20 protein-coding genes and 2 tRNA genes are annotated in these 23585 nt (G+C 69.4%); 6 read left to right on the top strand and 16 right to left on the bottom strand.

What is annotated here, in order from left to right:
- Positions 1-66 precede the first annotated feature (66 nt).
- The 6 genes from AB0C46_RS31810 to AB0C46_RS31785 form a co-directional block, all read right to left on the bottom strand.
- Positions 67-1086 (bottom strand): rod shape-determining protein, encoded by a 1020-nt coding sequence (locus AB0C46_RS31810; RefSeq protein ID WP_003985182.1) that lies wholly within the window; start codon positions 1084-1086, stop codon positions 67-69.
- Positions 1087-1380: 294 nt separating this feature from the next.
- Positions 1381-1794 carry a nucleoside-diphosphate kinase gene (ndk, locus tag AB0C46_RS31805; RefSeq protein ID WP_326620888.1) on the bottom strand — a complete coding sequence of 138 codons (414 nt, stop codon included), beginning with the start codon at positions 1792-1794 and terminating at the stop codon, positions 1381-1383.
- A 112-nt stretch (positions 1795-1906) separates the two neighbouring features.
- Positions 1907-2272: a DUF4233 domain-containing protein gene (locus AB0C46_RS31800; protein WP_362832078.1), complete on the bottom strand. Its 366-nt coding sequence runs from the start codon at positions 2270-2272 to the stop codon at positions 1907-1909.
- 2 nt (positions 2273-2274) lie between these two features.
- A complete protein-coding gene (locus AB0C46_RS31795) occupies positions 2275-3789 on the bottom strand; it encodes a folylpolyglutamate synthase/dihydrofolate synthase family protein (RefSeq protein WP_362832077.1) in 1515 nt (504 codons plus the stop codon).
- Positions 3790-4003: 214 nt separating this feature from the next.
- Positions 4004-5458 carry a penicillin-binding transpeptidase domain-containing protein gene (locus tag AB0C46_RS31790; RefSeq protein WP_362832076.1) on the bottom strand — a complete coding sequence of 485 codons (1455 nt, stop codon included), beginning with the start codon at positions 5456-5458 and terminating at the stop codon, positions 4004-4006.
- Between the two features lie 273 nt (positions 5459-5731).
- On the bottom strand, positions 5732-8353 hold the full coding sequence (locus AB0C46_RS31785; protein ID WP_362832075.1) for a valine--tRNA ligase: 2622 nt from the start codon (positions 8351-8353) through the stop codon (positions 5732-5734).
- Positions 8354-8516: 163 nt separating this feature from the next.
- On the opposite strand from AB0C46_RS31785, the gene AB0C46_RS31780 reads away from it, so the two are divergent.
- Positions 8517-9470: a hypothetical protein gene (locus AB0C46_RS31780; protein ID WP_362832073.1), complete on the top strand. Its 954-nt coding sequence runs from the start codon at positions 8517-8519 to the stop codon at positions 9468-9470.
- 122 nt (positions 9471-9592) lie between these two features.
- On the opposite strand, the gene clpX is transcribed toward AB0C46_RS31780, so the two are convergent.
- The 5 genes from clpX to AB0C46_RS31755 form a co-directional block, all read right to left on the bottom strand.
- Positions 9593-10876 carry an ATP-dependent Clp protease ATP-binding subunit ClpX gene (gene clpX / locus AB0C46_RS31775; RefSeq protein ID WP_362832072.1) on the bottom strand — a complete coding sequence of 428 codons (1284 nt, stop codon included), beginning with the start codon at positions 10874-10876 and terminating at the stop codon, positions 9593-9595.
- Positions 10877-11045: 169 nt separating this feature from the next.
- Positions 11046-11723: an ATP-dependent Clp protease proteolytic subunit gene (locus AB0C46_RS31770; protein ID WP_026169394.1), complete on the bottom strand. Its 678-nt coding sequence runs from the start codon at positions 11721-11723 to the stop codon at positions 11046-11048.
- 63 nt (positions 11724-11786) lie between these two features.
- Positions 11787-12389 carry an ATP-dependent Clp protease proteolytic subunit gene (locus tag AB0C46_RS31765; protein WP_030283915.1) on the bottom strand — a complete coding sequence of 201 codons (603 nt, stop codon included), beginning with the start codon at positions 12387-12389 and terminating at the stop codon, positions 11787-11789.
- A 294-nt stretch (positions 12390-12683) separates the two neighbouring features.
- Positions 12684-14072, bottom strand: a complete 1389-nt coding sequence (gene tig / locus AB0C46_RS31760; RefSeq protein WP_362832071.1) for a trigger factor — start codon at positions 14070-14072, stop codon at positions 12684-12686.
- A 235-nt stretch (positions 14073-14307) separates the two neighbouring features.
- A tRNA-Pro gene (locus AB0C46_RS31755) sits at positions 14308-14384 on the bottom strand.
- Positions 14385-14566: 182 nt separating this feature from the next.
- Between AB0C46_RS31755 and AB0C46_RS31750 the strand changes: the two genes are divergently transcribed.
- Both AB0C46_RS31750 and AB0C46_RS31745 read left to right on the top strand, forming a co-directional pair.
- A tRNA-Gly gene (locus AB0C46_RS31750) sits at positions 14567-14637 on the top strand.
- Between the two features lie 114 nt (positions 14638-14751).
- On the top strand, positions 14752-15129 hold the full coding sequence (locus tag AB0C46_RS31745; RefSeq protein ID WP_362832070.1) for an arsenate reductase family protein: 378 nt from the start codon (positions 14752-14754) through the stop codon (positions 15127-15129).
- 43 nt (positions 15130-15172) lie between these two features.
- Here AB0C46_RS31745 and AB0C46_RS31740 read toward each other — a convergent pair whose 3' ends face one another.
- Positions 15173-15367: a hypothetical protein gene (locus AB0C46_RS31740; RefSeq protein WP_362832068.1), complete on the bottom strand. Its 195-nt coding sequence runs from the start codon at positions 15365-15367 to the stop codon at positions 15173-15175.
- A 603-nt stretch (positions 15368-15970) separates the two neighbouring features.
- Between AB0C46_RS31740 and AB0C46_RS31735 the strand changes: the two genes are divergently transcribed.
- On the top strand, positions 15971-17134 hold the full coding sequence (locus tag AB0C46_RS31735; RefSeq protein ID WP_362832066.1) for an acyltransferase family protein: 1164 nt from the start codon (positions 15971-15973) through the stop codon (positions 17132-17134).
- Between the two features lie 171 nt (positions 17135-17305).
- Here AB0C46_RS31735 and AB0C46_RS31730 read toward each other — a convergent pair whose 3' ends face one another.
- Positions 17306-18451, bottom strand: a complete 1146-nt coding sequence (locus AB0C46_RS31730) for a PP2C family protein-serine/threonine phosphatase (RefSeq protein WP_362832065.1) — start codon at positions 18449-18451, stop codon at positions 17306-17308.
- 127 nt (positions 18452-18578) lie between these two features.
- On the opposite strand from AB0C46_RS31730, the gene AB0C46_RS31725 reads away from it, so the two are divergent.
- Positions 18579-19808: a GNAT family N-acetyltransferase gene (locus tag AB0C46_RS31725; protein ID WP_362832064.1), complete on the top strand. Its 1230-nt coding sequence runs from the start codon at positions 18579-18581 to the stop codon at positions 19806-19808.
- A gap of 61 nt (positions 19809-19869) precedes the next feature.
- Here the strand turns inward: AB0C46_RS31725 and AB0C46_RS31720 are convergent, their stop codons facing one another.
- Together AB0C46_RS31720 and AB0C46_RS31715 are read right to left on the bottom strand one after the other, a co-directional pair.
- Positions 19870-20691 carry a DNA-formamidopyrimidine glycosylase family protein gene (locus AB0C46_RS31720; RefSeq protein ID WP_362832063.1) on the bottom strand — a complete coding sequence of 274 codons (822 nt, stop codon included), beginning with the start codon at positions 20689-20691 and terminating at the stop codon, positions 19870-19872.
- Between the two features lie 70 nt (positions 20692-20761).
- Complete coding sequence (locus AB0C46_RS31715; RefSeq protein ID WP_362832061.1) at positions 20762-21247, bottom strand: ribose-5-phosphate isomerase; 486 nt, start codon at positions 21245-21247, stop codon at positions 20762-20764.
- A gap of 210 nt (positions 21248-21457) precedes the next feature.
- Here AB0C46_RS31715 and AB0C46_RS31710 point away from each other — a divergent pair, with 210 nt between their 5' ends.
- Positions 21458-22912: an amino acid permease gene (locus AB0C46_RS31710; protein ID WP_362832059.1), complete on the top strand. Its 1455-nt coding sequence runs from the start codon at positions 21458-21460 to the stop codon at positions 22910-22912.
- A gap of 74 nt (positions 22913-22986) precedes the next feature.
- Here the strand turns inward: AB0C46_RS31710 and AB0C46_RS31705 are convergent, their stop codons facing one another.
- Positions 22987-23583: a biotin transporter BioY gene (locus AB0C46_RS31705; RefSeq protein WP_362832058.1), complete on the bottom strand. Its 597-nt coding sequence runs from the start codon at positions 23581-23583 to the stop codon at positions 22987-22989.
- Positions 23584-23585: the final 2 nt, after the last annotated feature.

Below are 23585 nucleotides of genomic sequence, written 5' to 3'. Positions count from 1 at the left end.
GGCCCGCCCGGCGCCCGCCCCCCCCGCGCCGGGCCCCCCCCCCCCGGGCCGGTTCCCCGGGCCTTGCTACCTGCGCGGCTGGGAGTCGAGGACCTGCTGGAGCGCCTCGAACTCCTCGACGCACTTGCCCGAGCCGAGCGCGACGGAGTCGAGCGGGTCCTCGGCGATGTGGATGGGCATACCGGTCTCGCGGCGCAGCCGCTCGTCGAGGCCGCGCAGCAGGGCGCCGCCTCCGGTGAGCACGATGCCGCGGTCCATGACGTCACCGGACAGCTCCGGCGGGCACTTGTCGAGGGTCGTCTTGACCGCGTCGACGATGGAGTTGACCGGCTCCTCGATGGCCTTGCGGACCTCGGCGGCCGAGATCACCACGGTCTTCGGCAGGCCGGAGACCAGGTCACGGCCGCGGATCTCGGTGTGCTCGTCCTGTTCGAGGTCGTACGCCGAACCGATGGTGATCTTGATGCTCTCGGCGGTGCGCTCGCCCAGCAGAAGGCTGTACTCCTTCTTGATGTGCTGGATGATCGCGTTGTCGAGTTCGTCGCCGGCCACCCGGATGGACTGGGCGGTGACGATTCCGCCGAGCGAGATGACCGCGACCTCGGTGGTACCGCCGCCGATGTCCACGACCATGTTGCCGGTGGCCTCGTGGACCGGCAGACCGGACCCGATCGCGGCGGCCATCGGCTCCTCGATGATGTGGACCTGGCGCGCGCCGGCCTGGGTCGAGGCCTCGATCACCGCGCGGCGCTCCACTCCGGTGATGCCGGAGGGGACGCACACGACGACCCGCGGGCGGGCCAGATAGCGCCGCTTGTGGATCTTCAGGATGAAGTAGCGGAGCATCCGCTCGGTGATCTCGAAATCGGCGATCACGCCGTCTTTCAGGGGCCGTACGGCGACGATGTTGCCGGGCGTGCGCCCGATCATCTTCTTCGCCTCAGCACCCACCGCGAGGATCCCGCCGGTGTTGGTGTTGATGGCCACGACCGACGGCTCGTTGAGGACGATTCCGCGGCCCCTGACGTACACCAGCGTGTTGGCGGTCCCGAGGTCGACAGCCATGTCACGGCCGATGAACGACATGTTGTTCCCCATGAGGATACGTCTGGCCTTCCCAACTGGAGCGAATGCTTACTGGAGGTCGGCAGGAGGTGATGCGCTGTGAGGCGCGGAAGCCTCCATCGTAGTTCGTAGTGCGCCCACTCGAACACGTCGGGAGGCAGTTCCGCCATTGTCAGCCGTACACGCACCCGCCCCCCTTAATGGTGACGTCGTGTCGCGGTGATGCGTTCCCCCGATCGTGTCGTATACACCAAAGGGCGACCGATGATTTCGTCGGTCGCCCCAGGTCACGGGGGGTGTGCAGCTGATGACGTGTCAGGAAATGCCGGGGAAGAAAATCTTGATCTCACGCTCGGCGGACTCTTCGGAATCCGAGGCATGGATCAGATTCTCCCGGGTGATCGTCCCGAAGTCCCCACGAATGGACCCACTCGGCGCGGCAATCGGGTCAGTCGGACCGGCCAGCATCCGTACGCCCTCGATCACCCGCTCACCCTCGACGACCATCGAGACGACCGGACCGGAGGACATGAAGGTGACCAGGGGCTCGTAGAACGGCTTGCCGACATGCTCCGCGTAGTGCTGCTCCAGGATCTCGCGGTCCAGGCTGCGCAGCTCCAGCGCGCTGATCGTCCAGCCGGCCTTCTTCTCGATACGGCCGATGATCTCGCCGATCAGACCGCGCGTGACGGCGTCAGGCTTGAGGAGGACGAGGGTGCGCTGGCTCACGGAGGGACTCCCTGGATATGAACAACGGTCAGCGGGTGCACTGAGGCTACATGGGGGACAAGGCTCCACGCGGCGCAGCCCCCGGCCTCCGGGACGCCCCGTGGAACAGGCCCTAGGCGGGGTCGCCGGCCGGCTCGCCCGACGCCTCGGACTGCGCCGCCCAACGGGCCTTCGCCTCATCGATCTTGCGGCCGAAGTGGACCGACGCCCACCACAGGGCGGCGAAGACCGCACCCAGGAAGAACATCGTCGGGACCACGAAGCCACTGGCGATCAGGGCGCCCTGCAGCGCCCAGCCGAGCTGGACGCCACCCGGGCGGGTCAGCATCCCGCACAACAGCAGGCTCAGCAGCATCGCGATCCCGCTGACCGTCCAGATCGTGGCCGTGGACAGCTCGGTCATCTGCATCGCGACCAGGCCGGCGAAGCCGATCACAAAGAATTCGCCTATCAGGGTGCCGGCACACAGCGTGCGCATGGTCAGCCCCTCCCCATCAGCAGCCGGGCCTCGCCGACCGTGATCACCGAGCCGGTCACCAGCACACCGGCGCCGGAGTACTCGCCCTCTTCCTCGGCGAGGGTGATCGCCGCCTCCAGGGCGTCGTCGAGCCGCGGCTCCACCTGGACCCGTTCGGCGCCGAAGACCTCGACGGCGATGGCCGCCAGCTCGTCCGGATCCATCGCACGATGGCTGGAATTACGGGTCACCACGACCTCGGCGAAGATCGGCTCGAAGGCCTCCAGGAAGCCCCGTACGTCCTTGTCCCCGCTGGCGCCGACCACACCGACCAGCCGGCTGAAGCCGAACGCCTCGGTGACCGCCTCGGCCGCCGCCCGCGCACCCGCCGGGTTGTGTGCCGCGTCCAGCACGACCGTCGGGCTGCGGCGCACGACCTCCATCCGGCCGGGCGAGGTGACGGCGGCGAAGGCGGAGCGGAGGGTGTCGATGTCCAGCGTGCGGGCGTGCTCCGAGCCGACGCCGAAGAACGCCTCGACCGCGGCGAGGGCGACCGCGGCGTTGTGCGCCTGATGGGCGCCGTACAGCGGAAGGAAGATCTCGGGATACTCGCCGCCCAGCCCGCGCAGCGTCAGCATCTGCCCGCCGACGGCCACCTCACGGGAGAGCACCCCGAACTCCATGCCCTCACGGGCGACCGTGGCATCCACCTCGACCGCGCGCTTGAGCATCACCGACGCCGCGTCCACCGGCTGCTGGGCCAGCACGACCGTGGCGTCCTTCTTGATGATCCCGGACTTCTCACCGGCGATCTGCTCGGGCGTCTCCCCCAGCCGGTCGGTGTGGTCCAGCGCGATCGGGGTGATCACGGCGACATCGGCGTCGATGACGTTCGTCGCGTCCCAGGTGCCGCCCATGCCGACCTCGACGACCGCGACGTCCACGGGGCTGTCTGCGAAGGCGGCGTACGCCATCGCCGTCAGCACCTCGAAGAACGACAGGCGGTACTCCTGCTGGCCGTCGACCATCTCTACATACGGGGCGATGTCCCGGTACGTCTCGATGAACTGCTCGGCGGAGATCGGGGCGGCGTCCAGACTGATCCGCTCGGTGATCGACTGGACGTGCGGGCTCGTGTAGCGGCCGGTGCGCAGGTCGAAGGCGGACAGCAGGGACTCGATCATGCGGGCGGTGCTGGTCTTGCCGTTGGTGCCGGTGATGTGAATGGACGGGTAGGCGCGCTGCGGTTCGCCGAGAATGTCCAGCAGCGCCGCGATGCGCTGCACCGACGGGTCGAGCTTGGTCTCACCCCAGCGGCCCGCCAGCTCCTCCTCGACGGCGCGCAGCGCACGGTCGACCTCGGGATCGGCCGGCCGGGCGGGAATCCCGTCCCCCTGCGGCGGGCCGGCCTGCGCGCGCAGGGTCCGGCTGCCGGCCTCGATCACCGCGAGATCGGGGTCACGGTCGGTCTCCGCCTCGACGAGTTCGTCGAAGGCATCGTTCGGGTCGGGGTCGTCGTTCTGGGGGCGCTCGCTCACGCCGACCAGTCTACGAGGCACGTGTGACAGCGGTGCGCTGCGTCGCCCTCCGCCCGTACCGCGCCGCAGCCGGGGCGGCCGGCCCGGTCCGCGCCCCGGCGTGCGCCCGTACGCCCGGGGGCCGGGATCCGAGGCCGGGGCCGGGGCCAGGGCCAGGGGTCGGGGCCGGGGGCCAGGGGCCGAGGCCGGGGGCCCGAGGGCCAGGGACCGGTGCCTACGGCAGCGCCGCCTTCATCATGGCCCGCGCGATCGGGGCCGCCAGCCCGTTGCCGGAGACCTCGTTGCGGGCGGCGTGCCCGTCCTCGACCATCACGGCCACCGCCACCCGGTGCCCCTTGCCGTCCTCGGCGTACGAAACGAACCAGGCGTAGGGCGTACCGCTGTTGTCGACGCCGTGCTGGGCGGTGCCGGTCTTACCGCCGACGGTCAGTCCGTCGATCTTCGCGGCGGAGCCGGTGCCCTTGTCCACGACCGTCTGCATCGCCGACCCCAGCTGCTGGGCCGTACGCGACGACATGGCCTTGTCATCGCCGTACGTCTTCGGGCTGTTCTCCTGGACGGTGTTGCCGCCGCCGTCGGTCAGCTTGTCGACCAGCTGCGGGGTCTTCAGCTCGCCGCCGTTCGCGACGGCCGAGGAGACCATCGCCATCTGGAGCGGGGTCGCCTGGTCGTCGAACTGGCCGATCCCCGACAGCGCGGTCTGTGCCTCGTCCATGTCCTTGGGGTAGCTGCTCGTGCCGGCCCGCACCGGGGTGTCCACCTTGCCGTCGTTGAAGCCGAACTTCTCGGCCTGCGCCTTGACCTTGTCCTTGCCCAGGTCGACGGCCATCTTCGCGAAGACGGTGTTGCAGGAGTACTGGAGCGCGGTGCGGATGTCCGCGTTCTTGCAGGGCGCGGCGGCGTTCTCGTTGGTGAGCTTGGTGCGGGTGTGCGGGAGGGTGTACGGGTCGGGGCTGGCGGTGGGCTCGTCCACCGACGAGTACAGCCCGTCCTCCAGCGCAGCCGCGGCGACCACCAGCTTGAAGGTGGAGCCGGGCGGCAGCGGCTGCCGCAGCGCCCGGTTGACCTCGGGGTGGTCGGCGTCGCCGGACATCTTCCGCCACGCCTTCTGGTCGGTGCCCTCGGACCCGGCGAACGTCCCCGGGTCGTACGACGGGGTGCTCACCATGCCCAGAGTCCGCCCGGTGGCCGGGTCCATAGCGACGGCGGCGCCCTTCTTGCCGCCCAGCGCCCGGTAGCCGGCCTGCTGCACCTTGGCGTCGATGGTGGTGGCGACGTCGCCGCCCTTGGCCCGCGTACGGGTCAGCGCGTCGGCGGGGCTCTGCAGCCGGCTGTCGGAGCCGTCCAGGAGATCGCCGTTCAGGTTCTCCAGCTGGTTGCTGCCGAAGATCTGCGAGGTGAAGCCGGTGACCGGCGCATACAGCGGGCCGTCCTTGTAGGTCCGCTTGTACTTCAGCGTGGAGGAGGTGGCGGCGGAGCCGGTGACCGGCTCCCCGTCGACGAGGATGTTGCCCAGCGGCGCCGAGTACTTGCCGATCGCCACCCGCGGATTGTGCGGGTCCTCCTTGTACTCGCCGGCCTTCGCGACCTGGAGCCAGGTCGTCCAGCCCATCAGCGCGACGATCAGGGCGAGACAGAAGACCGCGGCCCGTCGCAGGGGTTTGTTCATCGGGCGCGGCTCCTCGGTACGGGACGTACGGTGCTGCCGGAACTACGGCATTCCGGTCCACCGTGCCTCGGCCAGATGAGAGCGCGATGAGAACGCCGGGACGATCGCCCGGCCCCGCTGGCAGAAGGCCCGGACCGCCGCCCCGGCCCCGCCCGCTGGGGACCCGGACGGCCAAGGCGGCCCCCGACGGCGCCTCGCCCGCACACGGACAGCTCCCCGGAACGGCGCAGGCCCCCCGCCCGTGAGGACGAGGGGCCTGCGGTCTCTGCGCTACTACACCGTGGGCAGGGAAGCCAGCTGTGCGGTGATCCGGACGATGTCCGCCTCCGCGGCCTCCAGCCGGCCGCGGATCTTGTCCACGACCTTCTCGGGCGCCTTGGCCAGGAATGCCTCGTTGCCGAGCTTGGCGGTGGCCTGCGCCTTCTCCTTCTCGGCGGCGCCCAGGTCCTTCGTCAGGCGCTTGCGCTCGGCCTCGACGTCGATGGTGCCGGACAGGTCCAGCGCGACCTTGGCACCCGCGACCGGCAGCGACGCGGTGGCGCTGAAGCCCTCACCGGCCGGCTGCAGCCGCAGCAGCGAGCGCATCGCGGCCTCGTGGGGCGCCAGCGCCGTGCCGGTCAGCTCCAGCTGGGCGGGGACCTTCTGGCCCGGCTGCAGCCCCTGGTCGGAGCGGAAGCGGCGGACCTCGGTCACGACCTGCTGGACGGTCTCGATCTCCCGCTCGGCCGCCGCGTCCCGGAAGCCGGAGTCCTTCGGCCACTCGGCGATCACGACCGACTCACCGCCGGTCAGCGTCGTCCACAGGGTCTCGGTGACGAACGGGACGATCGGGTGCAGCAGCCGCAGGGTGACGTCCAGGACCTCGCCCAGCACCCGGCGCGAGGCGTCGGCGGCCGGGCCGCCCGCCATGAAGGTGGTCTTGGACAGCTCGACATACCAGTCGAAGACCTCGTCCCAGGCGAAGTGGAAGAGGGTGTCCGACAGCTTCGCGAACTGGTAGTCGTCGTAGTACGCGTCGACCTCGGCGACGACCGAATTCAGCCGGGACAGGATCCACCGGTCGGTCGCCGACAGCTGCTCGGCGGACGGGAGTTCGCCCTCCACCGTCGCACCGTTCATCAGCGCGAACCGCGTGGCGTTCCAGATCTTGTTGGCGAAGTTGCGGGAGCCCTGGACCCAGTCCTCGCCGATCGGGACGTCGACGCCGGGGTTGGCACCACGGGCCAGCGTGAACCGGACGGCATCCGAACCGTAGGCGTCCATCCAGTCCAGCGGATTGACCGCGTTCCCGAAGGACTTGGACATCTTCTTGCCGAACTGGTCGCGGACCATGCCGTGCAGCGCGATGGTGTGGAACGGCGGGGTGCCGTCCATCGCGTACAGCCCGAACATCATCATCCGGGCGACCCAGAAGAAGAGGATGTCGTAGCCGGTGACCAGGACCGCGTTCGGATAGAACTTCTCGACGCTCGGGGTCTGCTCGGGCCAGCCGAGCGTGGAGAACGGCCACAGCCCGGAGGAGAACCAGGTGTCGAGGACGTCCGTGTCCTGGTGCCAGCCCTCGCCGCTCGGCGGCTCCTCGTCCGGTCCGACACAGACGACCTCGCCGTCCGGCCCGTACCAGACCGGAATCCGGTGGCCCCACCACAACTGCCGCGAGATGCACCAGTCGTGGAGGTTGTCGACCCAGCCGAAGTAGCGGGACTCCATCTCCTTGGGGTGGATCTTGACCTTGCCCTCGCGGACCGCGTCACCCGCGGCCTTCGCCAGCGGGCCGACCTTGACCCACCACTGCATCGACAGCCGCGGCTCGATGGTGGTCTTGCAGCGCGAGCAGTGCCCGACGGAGTGCGTGTACGGGCGCTTCTCGGCGACGATCCGGCCGTCGGCGCGCAGCGCACCGACGATCGCGGAACGGGCCTCGAAACGGTCCAGGCCCTGGAAGGGGCCGTGCGCCGTGATGACACCGCGCTCGTCGAGCACGGCGAGGTTGGGCAGCCCGTGCCGGCGGCCGATCTCGAAGTCGTTCGGGTCGTGGGCCGGGGTGACCTTGACCGCACCCGTGCCGAACTCCGGGTCGACGTGCTCATCGGCGACGACCGGGATCCGGCGGCCGGTCAGCGGCAACTCGATCTCGGTACCGATGAGGTGGGCGTACCGCTCGTCCTCCGGGTGAACGGCGACCGCGGTGTCCCCGAGCATCGTCTCGGCACGCGTGGTGGCGACGACGATCGAGGCATCGCCCTCGCCGTACCGGATGGAGACGAGCTCACCGTCGTCGTCCTGGTACTCCACCTCGATGTCCGAGATGGCGGTCAGACAGCGCGGGCACCAGTTGATGATGCGCTCGGCGCGGTAGATCAGCTCGTCGTCGTGGAGCCGCTTGAAGATCGTCTGGACGGCCTTGGAGAGGCCCTCGTCCATCGTGAACCGCTCACGCGACCAGGCGACACCATCGCCCAGCCGTCGCATCTGGCCCGAGATCTGGCCACCGGACTCGTTCTTCCACTGCCAGACCCGCTCGACGAACGCCTCACGGCCCAGATCGTGCCGGGAGGCGCCCTCCTTGGCGAGCTCCCGCTCGACGACGTTCTGGGTGGCGATACCGGCGTGGTCCATGCCCGGCTGCCAGAGGGTCTCGTAGCCCTGCATGCGCTTACGGCGGGTGAGCGCATCGATGAGGGTGTGCTCGAAGGCGTGCCCCAGGTGCAGGGAGCCGGTGACGTTCGGCGGCGGGATGACGATGGTGTACGGAGGCTTGTCGCTCTTCTCGTCCGCCTCGAAGTAGCCCCGCTCTACCCAGCGCTCGTACAGCGGCCCCTCTACATCGGCCGGCGTGTACTGAGTCGGCAGTTCGGGGGCACTGTGCTTGCTCTGCTGAGAGTTCTCGGTCACGCCGGACAGTGTACGGGCGCGGATGTAGCAGCTTCGAATCGGTTTCGCCCCCGGGGCAACGGTTGTCAGCGGCGTCGTACAGGATGTCGGCAGCGCATAAACATCGCAGAACTTCACACGCAGAACTTCAACTGGATTCAGTTGTCACGAGGGGAACCGCTCCATGAGCTACAACCAGCCGCCTCCCGGCCCGTACGGACAGCAGCCCCCGCAGCCGGGCCCGTACGGCCAGCCGCAGCAGCCGCCGGCCCCCCAGCCCGGTTACGGCTACCCGCAGCAAGGCGGCCAGGTGCCTCCGCAGCAGGGCTACGGCTACCCCCAGCAGGCCGGCCAGGCGCCCCCGCAGCAGGGCTACGGCTACCCCCAGCAGGCCGGCCAGCCCAACTACGGCCAGCAGGCCCCGTACGGCGGCCAGCAGACGCCCTACGGCATGATCCCGCAGGGCTCGGAGGAGAGCGGCGGCAACGGCAAGAAGATCGGCCTGATCATCGGCGCGGTCGCGGTCGTCGCGGCGATCGGCGTGGGCGCGTACTTCGCCTTCGGCTCGGGCGGGGAGGTGAAGCCGTACACGATCTCGTTGCCGGAGAAGCTGCTGAACGCGCAGTTGTCCAAAATGAAGAGCCCCACGGGAGCGGGGGCCGAGGACTTCTCGAATGACAAGGAGGCCAAGGCCCTCGGCATCACCAACAGCAAGGGCGTCCAAGGCAAGTACACGGCCGGCGGCGGGCTGACGGCGAGCGTGACCGGTCTGTACGGAAACATCGCCGACCCCGAGGGCGCTGTGAACCAGATGCTCGCCAAGGCTGATGAGAACCAGAAGAAGACGATGCGCAACGCGAAGATCGAGGACACCACTCCGACGACCGAGTTCTCGCCGAGTGACTTCGACGGCGCGGTGATGAAGTGCCGGACGCAGAAGATCACGGTCTCGCAGGGCGGCGTGACCGTGCCTGTCACCGCCTCCACCTGCATCTGGGGTGACAACAGTGCCATCGGCCTCGTCCAGATGGCGGCCGCCCCCTCCCCCTCCGGGCCCGCCACCGCACACACGCCCAGTGCTGAGGAACTCTCCGAGAAGACCGCCAAGATCCGCAACGAGGTCCGCAAGGAGAAGTAGGCGGCGCGCCTCGTGCGCCGCGGTGCGGGCGGCGGCACAGGCGCTGCGGACAACGTCCATAACGACACAGAACCGCCCGGCAGCACCAGCTGCCGGGCGGCTCTCGTTGCGTACTGCGCGCCCTACGCGCTCTTCTCCTGCGGCTCTCCCGACTCGCCGCGGTTGCGCGGGACCAGGGTCGGGTTCACGTTCGAGTGGACGACGTCCTCGGTGATGACGACGCGGGCGACGTCCTTGCGGGACGGGATCTCGTACATCACCGCCTGGAGGACCTCCTCCATGATGGCGCGCAGGCCGCGGGCGCCGGTGCCGCGGAGGATGGCCTGGTCGGCGATGGCCTCCAGGGCCGGGCGGTCGAAGTCGAGCTCGACGCCGTCGAGTTCGAAGAGGCGCTTGTACTGCTTGACGAGCGCGTTGCGCGGCTCGACCAGGATCTGCAGCAGGGCCTCGCGGTCGAGGTTGTGGACCGAGGTGAGGACGGGGAGGCGGCCGATGAACTCCGGGATCATCCCGAACTTCACCATGTCCTCCGGCATGACGTCCTGGAGCTGGTCCTTGGACTCGATCTCCCGCTTGGAGCGGATCGTGGCGCCGAAGCCGATGCCCTTGGCGCCGGACCGGGCCTCGATGATCTTCTCCAGGCCGGCGAAGGCACCGCCGACGATGAAGAGGACGTTGGTGGTGTCGATCTGGATGAATTCCTGGTGCGGGTGCTTGCGGCCGCCCTGGGGCGGGACGGAAGCGGTGGTGCCTTCCAGGATCTTCAGCAGGGCCTGCTGGACGCCCTCGCCGGAGACATCGCGGGTGATCGACGGGTTTTCGCTCTTCCGGGCGACCTTGTCGATCTCGTCGATGTAGATGATGCCGGTCTCGGCCTTCTTGATGTCGAAGTCCGCGGCCTGGATCAGCTTGAGGAGGATGTTCTCGACGTCCTCACCGACATAGCCGGCCTCCGTCAGCGCCGTCGCGTCGGCGAACGCGAAGGGGACGTTGAGCATCCGGGCGAGGGTCTGCGCGAGCAGCGTCTTGCCGGAGCCGGTGGGGCCGAGCAGCAGGATGTTGGACTTGGCGAGCTCGATGCCCTCTTCGCCGCGGCCGGGGCCGTTCTCGCCCGCCTGCACCCGCTTGTAGTGGTTGTAGACGGCGACCGACAGCGCCTTCTTGGCCGGGTCCTGGCCGACGACATAGCCGTTCAGGAACTCGTAGATCTCCCGTGGTTTGGGGAGCTCCTCCCACCGCACCTCGGAGGTCTCGGCGAGCTCCTCCTCGATGATTTCGTTGCAGAGGTCGATGCACTCGTCGCAGATGTACACACCAGGTCCCGCGATGAGCTTCTTCACCTGCTTCTGACTCTTTCCGCAGAATGAGCACTTGAGCAGGTCGCCGCCGTCACCGATGCGTGCCACGAGGTGCTTCCCCTTCGCCTGGGATCCGTATTGCTCCACGGACCCGGGTGCTTGCCTATCGACGGTACCTTGCCGGGCCCCCCGTACGGGCCCCCCTTGGACGGACTCGGTTCACTCGGTCCCGGCCCGGTCCAAGGGGGCAACGCTCCGGCTCATTTTGCGAAGACCGCTAGCCGATCGAGACCGACGACTTCCGCGTCGAGACGATCTGGTCGACCAGACCGTACGCCAGGGACTCCTCGGCGGTCAGAATCTTGTCACGCTCGATATCGTCCCGGATCTTCTCGATCGGGGTGGTGGAGTGCTTGGCCAGCAGCTCCTCCAGCTGCGAACGCATCCGCAGGATCTCGTTGGCGGCGATCTCCAGGTCGGAGACCTGACCGCGGCCGGTCTCGCTGTACGGCTGGTGGATCAGGACCCGGGCGTTCGGCAGCGCCATCCGCTTGCCGGGGGTGCCGGCGGCGAGCAGCACGGCCGCGGCGGAGGCCGCCTGGCCCATGCAGACCGTCTGGATGTCCGGCTTCACGAACTGCATCGTGTCGTAGATGGCGGTGAGCGCCGTGAAGGAACCGCCCGGGGAGTTGATGTAGATCGAGATGTCCCGGTCCGGGTCCATCGACTCCAGGCACAGCAGCTGCGCCATGACGTCGTTGGCCGAGGCGTCGTCGATCTGCACGCCGAGGAAGATCACGCGCTCCTCGAACAGCTTCGCGTACGGGTCGTACTCGCGCACACCCTGCGACGTGCGCTCGACGAAGCGCGGGACGATGTAGCGGGACTCGGCGCGCGGGCCGGAAAACTCGGACTCGGCGCCCTGGGAGAGGCCGCTGCCGGGGAAGTTGTTCATCGTGGTGTTCACCGTCCTGGTGGCGATCAAGTGGGTGGGGGCTGAAGGGCGAGTGGTACGGGCTCAGGCGCCCGTGCCGCCCCCGCCCGGAACGCCGGCGGCGGAGGTCATGACATCGTCGATCAGGCCGTACTCCTTGGCCTCATCGGCGGAGAACCAGCGGTCGCGGTCGGAGTCCTGGGTGATCCGCTCGACGGTCTGACCGGTGTGGAAGGCGGTCAGCTCCGCCATCCGCTTCTTGGTGTGCAGCAGCCGCTCGGCGTGGATCTTGATGTCCGACGCGGAGCCGGCCAGGCCCGCGGAGGGCTGGTGGATGAGGATCTCGGCATTCGGCAGCGCGAAGCGCTTGCCCGGGGTGCCGGCGCTCAGCAGGAACTGTCCCATGGAGGCGGCGAGGCCCATCGCGATCGTCACCACGTCGTTCTTGATGTACTGCATGGTGTCGTAGATCGCCAAGCCGGCCGAGATCGAGCCGCCCGGGGAGTTGATGTAGAGGAAAATGTCCTTGTCCGGGTCCGCGGCGAGGAGAAGCAGCTGCGCGGTGATCTTGTTGGCGATGTCGTCGTCGACCGGCTGGCCGAGGAAGATGATCCGCTCGCCGAGCAGCCGGTTGTAGACCTGGTCGCCGAGGCCACCGAAGGTCGGCTCAGCGGCGGCGGAAGGCATCGGGATCGTCACGTGTCCACCTGCTCGTTGTCGGACGGCTCCAGGCCGTCTCAGCGTCGTCTTCTGGGGCGCGGGGATCGGCGCCGTGTGTCGCCCCGGCGCGGTTTCAGGGACTCCCCTGCCCTCGTATCTACGGACCCTAACGCGCAGGTCGGACAACGCCATCCCGCATCGATAACTGTTCGCTGTGAGCGCAGGCTCACCGGCCCGGTACGAGTACGGGCCCGAACACGCGGACGTGCGTGTTCGGGCCCGTAATCAGCGATCTTCGTGAAGCCGCGAGGCGACCGGGGCTCAGGCCTCGGGCTTCTCGTCGGCGCCCTCGACCTCGGTGCCCTCGGCCTCGGCGACGACGGTCTCGGCGGTCTCGTCCTCGTCGTCGAGGTCGATGACCTCACCGTTGCTGTCCTTGACCGTGGCGGCCTCGACGACGACCGCGAGGGCCTTGCCGCGGGCGACCTCACCGACGAGCATCGGCACCTGGCCGCCCTCGACGACGGCCTGGGCGAACTGGTCGGGGGACATGCCGGAGGACTGCGCGCGGCGCATGAGGTGCTCGGTGAGCTCCTCCTGGCTGACGTTCAGCTTCTCCTTGTTGACCAGCTCATCGAGGATGAACTGGGTCTTGATGCCCTTCTCGGCCTGCTCCTTGGTCTCGGCATCGAACTCTTCCTCGGTCTTGCCCTGGATCTCCAGGTACTTCGCGAGGTCGAGGCCCATCTGGCCGAGCTGGTGGTTCACCAGGTTGTGCTTGCGGGTCTCGATCTCGTCCGCGAGCAGCTTCTCCGGGATCGGCACCTCGACGAGCTTGAGCAGCTCGTCCAGGACCTTCTCCTGCGCCTGGGTGGCCTGGTCGTACTTCTTCATCTGCTCGAGGCGCTTACGGCTGTCCGCGCGCAGCTCCTCGAAGGTGTCGAACTCGCTCGCCAGCTGGGCGAAGTCGTCGTCCAGCTCGGGCAGTTCACGGGACTTGACCTCGGTGACCTCGACCTTGACCTCGGCCTCCTTGCCCTCGGCGGAGCCGCCCTTGAGCTCGGAGGTGAAGGTGGCGGTGGCGCCGGCCTCGACGCCGGTGACGGCCTCGTCGATGCCGTCGAGGAGCTCACCGGAGCCGACGGTGTAGGTGACGCCCTCGGCGACGCCGTCCTCCAGGACCTCGCCGTCCACCTTGGCCTCGAGGTTCAGCGTCAGGACGTCGCCGTCCTGGGCGGCGCGCTCGACCGGGGAGGTCGTGGCGAAACGCTCACGCAGCTGCTCGACGGACTTGTCGATGTCCTCGTCCGACACCTCCACGGCGTCGACCTCGACCTCGATGCCGGAGTAGTCCGGGATCTCGAGGGCGGGACGGATGTCGACCTCAGCGGTGAAGGCCAGCAGCTCGCCGTCCTTCAGCTCGGTGATGTCGACCTCGGGCTGGCCGAGGACGTTGAGCTCACCCTCGTTGACCGCCTCGGTGTAGAACTTCGGGAGCGCGTCGTTGACGGCCTCCTCCAGCACGGCACCGCGGCCGAACCGCTGGTCGATGACGCGCGCCGGGATCTTGCCCTGGCGGAAGCCCTTCACCGTGACCTGCTGGTTGATCTTCTTGTACGCCGCGTCGAGGCTGGGCTTGAGCTCCTCGAAGGGCACCTCGACAGTGAGCCGAACCCGAGTCGGGTTCAGGGTCTCCACGGCGCTCTTCACGGTTCGGTCTCCTTGGGGCTGACTTCTGGGGTTCTGCTTGAGATCTTCCCGTATCCGGACTGTTCCGGTACCGGCGGATCACGCCCGGTACACAGACACACGGGCACGCAGCTTGCATAGTAACCGCAAGGAGGATGACGCCCACAACGCGATCTTGAACAGCGGCCGATCTTGAGCCGCCGCCACGGTGGGCCGGGGGTTGTGCCCGACTGCTGTCATCGGGCTGACCTGCTACTGGTCGGGGTGGCCGGATTCGAACCGACGACCTTCCGCTCCCAAAGCGGACGCGCTACCAAGCTGCGCCACACCCCGTCGGTGCGACACGTAGGGTACATGGCTGTCGGCGCCACGGCTGCCAGTTATCGGGGCGCCCGGTGGCGGGACATGGGGGCGCACGCGGCGAGGCGCACCGTCCTCGGGAAGGGATGTGCGGCGCACCGCCCGGACCCGCTAGGATGCACTGCGTGCCGAGGTCCGTGCGACCTGTGGCGCTTGCGGGCGTAGCTCAATGGTAGAGCCCCAGTCTTCCAAACTGGCTACGCGGGTTCGATTCCCGTCGCCCGCTCGTATGAGGAAGCCCCAGGCCGGCGGCCTGGGGTTTTCCGTTTTCCGGCATCGGGTTGCCGGGGGTCCTGCACGCCTCTTCGCTCCGCGGTCGCGGATCAATAAGGTGGCCCGCATGGAGATCTGGCTCAATCCCGCGTGTTCCAAGTGCCGTTCCGCCGTGGAGATCCTCGACGAGGAGGGTGCCCGGTACACCGTGCGCAAGTACCTCGAGGACCCGCCGAGCGCCGATGACCTGCGGGACGTGCTGACACGGCTGGGCCTGGAGCCCTGGGACATCACCCGGACCCAGGAGACCGAGGCCAAGGAGCTGGGGCTCGGGGGCTGGGAGCGCACCGACGCCGCACGTGAGCGGTGGATCGCGGCGCTGGCGGCGCACCCCCGGCTGATCCAGCGGCCGATCATCACCGCGGACGACGGTTCGGCGCTGGTGGGACGCAGCGAGGACGCCGTACGCGAGGCAGTGGCGCGGGCCGGGGGCGGGACCTCGTAGGACGGGACCTGGTGCGGCACCTGGCGGAGGGCCGTCAAACCACCTAGAAGGTGATGTTGTTGATGGTGTCCGCCAGGGAGTTGAGGAATTTATTGATGGACGGCGCCACGCCCGTGGAGGCGAGGAAGAAGCCGAACAGTATGGCGACGAGCGCCGGACCTCCCTTGATCGACTTCCCTCTGATCAGCACGATCAGGATGATCCCCAACAGCAGCACAACTGACAGCGAAAGAGCCACAACTGATCACACCCTCGGTCGGAACGCCTCACCGGCCCGGGGGCATGCCGCGCACACCCCCCTGCACCCATCGTGCCACCAACTCCATGCCCACTGCAGGCCAGTGACGAATCATCGGCCAACGCTTATTCCGGCCGCCCACGGTCGAGGGGCCACGGCGGGGTGACGTACGGGGGGCGAGCGGGTGACGGCGCGGCGACCGCGCGGGGCCGGGGAAGAGGCCCGGGCCGGGAGCGGGAAAAATTCCCCGCCTGACGGCGCGTGGGTAATTCGCGGCGATCATTCGCTCGCGCCATTCTGATCATTATCCGGCCCCGGTGAATTTCCATTCCGTGTCATCCGTCACGGCCTTACGGGGCACTCCAAAGGCTTATTAGCATTCGGACATAAGACTAAGGAATGGGACATTCCCCCAGAGTCGTTTGCGGGGGATACAGCCCGATTTGAGGGGATGATAGGGCATGAATCGGACAGCGTTGAGGTGGTCCCGCCCCGACGATTGCGGAATTTATCCGGGCACTCTCCCCGAGCGGCACCCGAAGAAATAACGAAGAGGCCGCACACGGTTTTACGCGCCTGCCGACCGCCGCTATCGTGCCTCAAATGTTTCCCGCTGCCTCGACACCCCGACGCGCGCTGCCCCCTGCCCAGAAGGCGGCGGGTACGGACCGGACCGGGCCCTCGGCTCAGCCGTCCGGCGTGCCGGAGGGCGCGGCGGCGCCCGCACCGAAGACCGATGGCCGTAACCCGTTCTTCGACAACGCGAAGTACCTGGCCATCGTGCTGGTGGCGATGGGGCACGTATGGGAGCCGCTGACCGACGGCAGCCGGGCGGCCGAGGCGTTCTACATGACCGTCTACACCTTCCATATGCCGGCCTTCATCATCATTTCCGGCTACTTCTCGCGCAGCTTCGACATGCGCAAGGACCGGCTGCAGCGGCTGGTCACCGGGGTCGCGGTCCCCTACGTCCTCTTCGAGACCGCCTACGCCTTCTTCAAGCGCTGGGCGGACGACGATCCCGGGCACCCGATCAGCCTGCTCAACCCGTGGTTCCTGACATGGTTCCTGGTGGCCCTGTTCATCTGGCGGCTGACGACCCCGCTGTGGCAGGTCGTGCGCTGGCCCATTCCGCTCGCGGTGGCCATCGCCGTACTCGCCTCCGTGTCACCGGACATCGGCGACGACCTGGACCTCCAGCGGGTGCTGCAGTTCCTGCCGTTCTTCGTCCTGGGGCTGATGCTGCGGCCGGAGCACTTCAAGCTGGTGCAGCGGCGGGCGGTGCGGATCGCATCGCTGCCGATCTTCGCCGCGGCGCTGGTGATGGCCTACTGGGCGGCGCCCCGGATGTCCTCGGCGTGGTTCTACCACCGGGACAGCGCCCAGGAATTGGGCACCACCTGGTGGATCGGCGCGGTGATGACCCCGGCGCTCTTCGGCTGCTCGATCGTGCTGGTGGCCTGCTTCTTCGCCTGGGTGCCGACACGGCAGACGTGGTTCACGGTGCTGGGCGCGGGGACGCTCTACGGCTATCTGCTGCACGGCTTCCTGGCCAAGGGCTCGCGGTTCTGGGGCTGGTTCGACGACTACGCCTGGCTGCACACACCGCTCGGTGAGATCGCGGTCACGCTGATCGCGGGCGGCATCGTGACGGCGCTGTGCACCCCACCGGTCCGCAGGGTGTTCCGCTTCGCCATGGAGCCGACGATGGCCTGGGCGTTCCGGAAGGACCCGGCCGATACGGCGCGGGCGCGCGTCAGCGCCTGAGCGCCCGTGCTGTGGGGCCGGACGGACGGTGGGGTCGGTTCCACGCCATGCCGGGCCCGGCGCCCCGGGCCCGCAGCGGCCCGGCAACGGCCGCGGAAAAGGCCGAAGAACGTCCCTCGGAGAGGGCATCCGACGGGACGCGCCCGCCTCCGGCGCCGCCGTCCGTCCCCGTCACGCGTCCCGGCAGATCAGCAGCAGCGCCCGGTCGTCGTTGACGTCCTTGGCGACGGCCTCGATCAGATGCCAGGCGGCACCGGCGAAGCCGGCGGCGACATAGCGGTCGGCCTCACCGGTCAGCCGGTCGATGCCCTCGGCGATATCGCGGTCGGCGGCCTCGACCAGGCCGTCGGTGAACAGCATCAGGACGTCGCCCGTCCGCAGCGTGCCCTTGACCGGGTCGAACTGGGCGCCGTCGTAGACCCCGAGCAGCGGCCCGTCCCCCGACTTCTCCTCCCAGCGGCCGGTGCCGGCGCTGAGCTGCAACGCCGGCAGATGTCCCGCGGAGAAGAGTTCGTAGTCGCCGGATTCCAGGTCGAGGACGAGGTGGATGGAGGTCGCGACCCCTTCGTCCCAGTCCTGGCGCAGCAGATAGCCGTTGGCGGCGGGCAGGAAGCCGTGCGGCGGCAGTGAGCCGAGCAGACCGCCAAAGGCGCCGGAGAGCAGCAGTGCGCGGGAGGCCGCGTCCATGCCCTTGCCGGAGACATCGGTCAGCACCACTTCGAGGATGGTGCCGCCGTGGGTGCGGGAGGCCACCACGAAGTCGCCGGAGAAGGACTGTCCGCCGGCCGGGCGCAGCGCCATCTCGTGGTGCCAGCCCTGGGGCAGCTTGGGGAGCTTGCTCTGGACACGGATGCGTTCGCGCAGGTCGAAGAGCATGGTTCCGCCGCGCCGCCAGGGCACCCCGACCCGGCTGCGGAACTGCGCGATCAGCAGCCCGAAGAGCCCGACCGCGGCGACGACCAGGACCGTGCCCGGGGTGATCCGTTCCGGCCCTTCGTCGTACGGGCCGAACAGTGCGGACTCGACCACCAGCGCGGTCGCGGAAGCGCCGTACAGGACGAGGAGGTTGGCCGGCCGCAACAGCAGTCCGCCGGCGATGACCGGGAGGACCAGCGCCGTCGGGGCGATCCATTCCGGCCACCAGAGTGTGCCTGCGGCGATGGCGGGTATGGCGATGAGCAGGGCGGCCAGCGCGAACCGGTCGGAGCCCTCGCCGCGGAAGTAGTCCACACCGGCCTTGCGCACGCCGATGCGGGCCCGGTGCAGACCTTTGTGCATCCGGGCCGTCAGGGTTTCCGTTCCCTGGCCGCTTGTCATCGCTCTGGGACCTTATCCACCCGTTCGGCGGTGCGTCGATTCGCCGCACGTCAGCCCGGAAAATTCCCGGGAAACCCCGTTCGAAATGCGGTCGCGCCGCCGTGGAGCGGGCTGCTAGGGATGAGGTATGGAGACGGAATTACGGATGCTGCGGGACGTCGAATGGGACACCTGGTCGGAAACACTGGACCGGGCGTTCGGCGAACCGCCCCCGAGCCCTGAGATGCGGGCACTCCGGCGTGAGGTCACCGAGACCGACCGCTCCTTCGGCTTCTGGGACGGCGCGGACTGTGTCGCCACGGCGGGGGCACTCTCCTTCGGGCTCACCGTGCCGGGCAGCGCCGAGGTGCCGGCGGCCGGGGTCACGATGGTCAGTGTGCAGCCGACGCACCGCCGCCGCGGGCTGCTGCGGACGATGATGCGGCACCAGTTGGCGGACGTCCGGGAGCGCGGGGAGCCGCTGGCGGTGCTGACCGCCTCGGAGCCGGCGATCTACGGCCGGTTCGGCTACGGTCCGGCGGCTCTGGACATGCAGCTGACCGTGGACACCGTGCGGCTGGCCGCCCCCGAACTGCCCGGTGTGGACGAGGTACGGCTGCGGCTGGCGGACCCGGTGGCCGCGCTGGCCGACTGCGAGCGGGTCTACGCCCGGCTGGTGCCGACCCGGCCCGGGATGCTGGCACGGCGGCCCGGCTGGGCGCGGATCGCGGTGCTGGACTCTCCGGGCGAGCGGGACGGGGCCGGGGTGCTGCAGTGTGTGCTGGCCGAGGTGGACGGCGAGGTGCGGGGCTACGCGCGCTATGCGGTCAAGCCGGTCTGGGACCACGCCGGACCGTCGGGTGTGGTGCTGGTGCGGCACATCGAGGCGCTGGACCCGGTGGTGTACGCGGCGCTGTGGCGCTTTCTGTTCGGGATCGATCTGACGTCGTCGGTGTCGGTGCGCACCCGGCCGGTGGACGATGCGCTGCCGCACCTCGTCGGGGACATGCGGCGGTGCGGTATGGGGCTGCGGGAGTCGCTGTTCGTCCGGCCGGTGGAGGTGGGCGCGGCGCTGGCGGCGCGGACGTACCGGACGCCGGTGGATGTGGTGCTGGAGGTCACCGACCCGTTCTGCCCGTGGAACGAGGGGCGTTGGTGGCTGACCGGCGACGCGACGGGGGCGTCCTGTGCGCGGACCACGGACCCGGCCGGGCTGGCGCTGTCCGTGCGGGAGTTGGGGTCGGCGTATCTGGGCGGCTTCAGCCTGACGGAACTGGCGGCGGCGGGACGGGTCCGGGAGCTGCGGCCCGGTGCGCTGGCGGCGGCCTCGGTGGCGTTCGGGTCGGATGTGGCGCCCTGGCTGCCGCACGGGTTCTGAGGAACTCCCGCCCTCCGTGGGACGGGAGTTCCGCGGCGGCCCGGGGCGGGAACCGGGGCGGTCAGCCGCCGCCCGTGGCCGGCTGGCAGCCCGGGCACCAGAAGAGATTGCGGGCGGCGAGACCGGCGGTGCGGATCTCGCCGCCGCAGATGTGGCAGCCCTGGTGGGCGCGGCGGTAGACGTACACCTCGCCGCCGTGGTCGTCGACCCGGGGCGGGCGGCCCATGGCCTCCGGCAGATGCTCCGGGCGGACGGTGTCGATCCGGTTGTGCCGGACGCCCTCGGCCATCAGGAACACCAGATCGGCCCAGAGGGCGTCCCATTCGGCGCGGGTGAGGTCGCGGCCGGCGCGGTAGGGGTCGATGCGGTGACGGAAGAGGACCTCGGCGCGGTAGACGTTGCCGACGCCGGCGATGACCTTCTGGTCGAGCAGCAGCGCCGCGATGGTCGTACGGCTGCGGGAGATCCGCTGCCAGGCGCGGGTGCCGTCGTCCCCGGGGCGCAGGGGATCGGGGCCGAGCCGGTCGTGTATCGCGTGCTTCTCGGCGTCGGTGATCAGTGCGCAGGTGGTGGGGCCGCGGAGGTCGGCGTACGCGGAGGGGTTCGCGAGACGGAGGCGCACCGTGTCAGTGGGCGGCGGGGCGGGGGCCGCGCCGAAGCCGAGCTTGCCGAACAGGCCGAGGTGGACATGGACCCAGCGGTCCCGGCCGAAGCCGAGGAAGAGGTGTTTGCCGTGCGCCTCGGCGGTCGTCATGACCTGGCCGTCGACGAGCGCCGCGCCGTCCGCGAACTTGCCCTGCGGACTGCTCACCCGGACCGGTTCGCCCTCGAAGCGGGAGCGGTGGTCCAGGGCGAGGCGGTGGATCGTATGCCCCTCGGGCACGGGTGTCCTCCAGTGAGCGCGCCCGCCCGCCCCGGCGGCCGGGGCGGGCGGGCGACGGGATGAACGGTGGTCAGCCCTGCGGGTGGTGGGCCGGGATGGCGGGCAGCTCGCCGGTGGTCTCGTAGGCCGAGAGCATCTCGATGCGGCGGGTGTGCCGCTCCTCACCCGAGTACGGGGTGGCGAGGAAGATCTCGATGAACTTCGTCGCCTCTTCCTCGGTGTGCATCCGGCCGCCCACGGAGATGACGTTGGCGTTGTTGTGCTCGCGGCCGAGCTGGGCGGTCTCCTCGCTCCAGGCCAGCGCGGCCCGGACGCCCTTGACCTTGTTGGCGGCGATCTGCTCGCCGTTGCCGGAGCCGCCGATCACGATGCCGAGGCTGTCCGGGTCGGCGGCGGTCTGCTCCGCGGCGCGCAGGCAGAACGGCGGGTAGTCGTCCTGGGCGTCGTAGACGTGGGGACCGCAGTCGACGGGCTCGTGGCCATGGGCCTTGAGCCACTCGACGAGGTGGTTCTTGAGGTCGAAACCGGCATGGTCGGAGCCGAGGTACACGCGCATGCGATGAGTGTGACACGGCCGCCGCCGGGTAGGCGCGGCTGGGTCTGCCCCGGGGGCATGTACAGAAAGCCACCCCCCGCCTTCTGTACGCAAGTGCATTGCGTAACCATCCAGGGTTTCACACAACAATCCGGCTGCAGACCTTCCAATCCACGGTGAACGAAGATCTAATGCGAGGGATCCATCCGCGAACCACAAAGGACGGTGCCCATGGGCGCGCACCCGCCTACCAGCACAGCGGTCCCCACTACCGGTGAACCCGGCGGCGGCCCCACCGGGGGTCCCTCGCAGGACGGGCTGCAGGCCGGGCTCAAGAACCGCCACCTGTCGATGATCGCCATCGGCGGGGTGATCGGCGCCGGTCTGTTCGTCGGCTCCGGCGCCGGGATCTCGGCGGCCGGTCCGGGCATCCTGCTCTCGTACGCGCTGACCGGCCTGCTGGTCGTGCTCGTGATGCGGATGCTGGGCGAGATGGCCGCGGCCTCGCCCACCTCGGGTTCGTTCTCTGCGTACGCGGACCGGGCGCTGGGCCGCTGGGCCGGATTCACGATCGGCTGGCTGTACTGGTTCTTCTGGTCGGTCGTACTGGCCGTCGAGGCGACCGCGGCCGCCGCGATCCTCACCGGCTGGGTCCCGGCCGTCCCGCAGTGGGCCTGGGCGCTGCTGGTGATGATCGTGCTGACCGGCACGAACCTGGTCTCGGTCGGCTCGTTCGGCGAGTTCGAGTTCTGGTTCGCCGGGATCAAGGTCGTCGCGATCGTCATCTTCATCGTGATCGGTGCGCTGGCGATATTCGGGCTGCCGCCGGGCGGTGACCCGGTCGGCGTGTCGCATCTGACGGGGGACGGCGGATTCCTGCCGAACGGCCCCGGCGCGATCCTCTCCGGCATGCTGCTGGTGGTCTTCTCCTTCATGGGCAGCGAGATCGTCACGCTGGCGGCGAGCGAGTCGCCCAACCCGGTGCAGGCCGTCCGCAAGGCCGTCAACAGCGTCATCTGGCGGATCGCGCTCTTCTACATCGGCTCGATCACGGTGATCGTGACGCTGCTGCCGTGGAACGACCCGGAGGTGGCGAAGAGCCCGTACGTGGCCGTGCTGAAGTCGCTGGAGATCCCGTACGCGGGCACCGTGATGGACGTCGTGGTGCTGACCGCGGTGCTGTCCTGTCTGAACTCCGGGCTCTACACCGCCTCGCGGATGGCGTTCTCGCTCGGCCAGCGCGGGGATGCGCCGAAGTCGTTCGCCACCGTCAACAAGGGCGGCGTCCCGGCGGTCGCGATCTATGCGTCGGTCGCCTTCGGCTTCATCGCGACGATCTTCAGCTACACCTCGAAGGACACCGTCTTCCAGTTCCTGCTGAACTCGTCGGGCGCGGTGGCGCTGTTCGTCTGGCTGGTCATCTGCCTCTCGCAGCTGCGGATGCGCCGGATCATCGAGCGGGAGACCCCGGAGCGGCTGACGGTGCGGATGTGGCTGTACCCGTGGCTGACGTACGCGACGATCGGGCTGATCGTCTTCGTCATCGGCTACATGTTCTACGACCCGGACGGCCGCGAGCAGATGGTGCTGTCGGTGGTCGCGGCCGTGGTGGTGCTGGCGGTCGGGCTGATCCTGGACCGGCGCCGCCCGCGGGAGCGGGACGCGGTCAAGGCCGAGGACGCGTAGCGCCTCAGGCGGCACGAAGAGGGCGGGGCCCGCACCGGAGTGGTGCGGGCCCCGCCCTCTTGCGTTGCCGTGGCTCAGCCGCGGCGTCCCGCCAGCTTCCAGGCGGTGGGCAGCGCGCCCATCGCCAGCGCGGCCTTGAGGGCGTCCCCGATCAGGAACGGGACCATGCCGACGGCGACCGCCTGGCCGAGGGACATCCCGGTGCTCAGCGCCAGGTAGGGGACGCCGACGGCGTAGATCAGGGCCATCCCGGCGGCCATGGTGGCGGCGGTGCGCAGCACCCCGCGGTCGCCGCCGCGGCGGGCCAGCGCGCCCACGGCGGTGGCGGCCAGCAGCATGCCCACGATGTAGCCGAAGGTGGCCCCGCCGGCGCCCGAGGCACCGCCGGCGAACCACGGCATGCCCGCGATCCCCGCCAGGGCGTACAGCGCCAGCGACAGCAGACCGCGGCCCGCCCCGAGCGAGGCGCCGACCAGCAGGGCGGCGAAGGTCTGGCCGGTGACCGGGACCGGGGAGCCGGGGACCGGGACGGCGATCTGGGCCGCGATACCGGTGAGCGCGGCTCCGCCGAGCACCAGCGCGGCGTCACGGACGCGGGCGCGGGAGGCGGTGGCGGCCGGCAGCAGATCGGCGAGGACCGTGCCAGGACGGGTGAGAGCGGCAGTGCTCATCG

It is taken from the genome of Streptomyces sp. NPDC048637, assembly GCF_040650675.1.
GTDB lineage: Bacteria > Actinomycetota > Actinomycetes > Streptomycetales > Streptomycetaceae > Streptomyces.
Note: the sequence above shows the minus strand (reverse complement) of the source record. Positions and strands in the feature narration are given on the sequence as shown.

Excerpts from the sequence above, each read along its gene's own strand:
- AB0C46_RS31810 (WP_003985182.1), bottom strand. The coding sequence starts at position 1,086 with ATGTCGTTCATCGGCCGTGACATGGCTGTCGACCTCGGGACCGCCAAC.
- AB0C46_RS31725 (WP_362832064.1), top strand. The coding sequence starts at position 18,579 with ATGGAGACGGAATTACGGATGCTGCGGGACGTCGAATGGGACACCTGG.
- AB0C46_RS31745 (WP_362832070.1), top strand. The coding sequence starts at position 14,752 with ATGGAGATCTGGCTCAATCCCGCGTGTTCCAAGTGCCGTTCCGCCGTG.
- AB0C46_RS31710 (WP_362832059.1), top strand. The coding sequence starts at position 21,458 with ATGGGCGCGCACCCGCCTACCAGCACAGCGGTCCCCACTACCGGTGAA.
- AB0C46_RS31780 (WP_362832073.1), top strand. The coding sequence starts at position 8,517 with ATGAGCTACAACCAGCCGCCTCCCGGCCCGTACGGACAGCAGCCCCCG.
- AB0C46_RS31715 (WP_362832061.1), bottom strand. The coding sequence starts at position 21,247 with ATGCGCGTGTACCTCGGCTCCGACCATGCCGGTTTCGACCTCAAGAAC.
- AB0C46_RS31705 (WP_362832058.1), bottom strand. The coding sequence starts at position 23,583 with ATGAGCACTGCCGCTCTCACCCGTCCTGGCACGGTCCTCGCCGATCTG.
- AB0C46_RS31800 (WP_362832078.1), bottom strand. The coding sequence starts at position 2,272 with ATGCGCACGCTGTGTGCCGGCACCCTGATAGGCGAATTCTTTGTGATC.
- AB0C46_RS31735 (WP_362832066.1), top strand. The coding sequence starts at position 15,971 with ATGTTTCCCGCTGCCTCGACACCCCGACGCGCGCTGCCCCCTGCCCAG.
- AB0C46_RS31730 (WP_362832065.1), bottom strand. The coding sequence starts at position 18,451 with ATGACAAGCGGCCAGGGAACGGAAACCCTGACGGCCCGGATGCACAAA.
- AB0C46_RS31765 (WP_030283915.1), bottom strand. The coding sequence starts at position 12,389 with ATGCCTTCCGCCGCCGCTGAGCCGACCTTCGGTGGCCTCGGCGACCAG.
- AB0C46_RS31790 (WP_362832076.1), bottom strand. The coding sequence starts at position 5,458 with ATGAACAAACCCCTGCGACGGGCCGCGGTCTTCTGTCTCGCCCTGATC.
- AB0C46_RS31770 (WP_026169394.1), bottom strand. The coding sequence starts at position 11,723 with ATGAACAACTTCCCCGGCAGCGGCCTCTCCCAGGGCGCCGAGTCCGAG.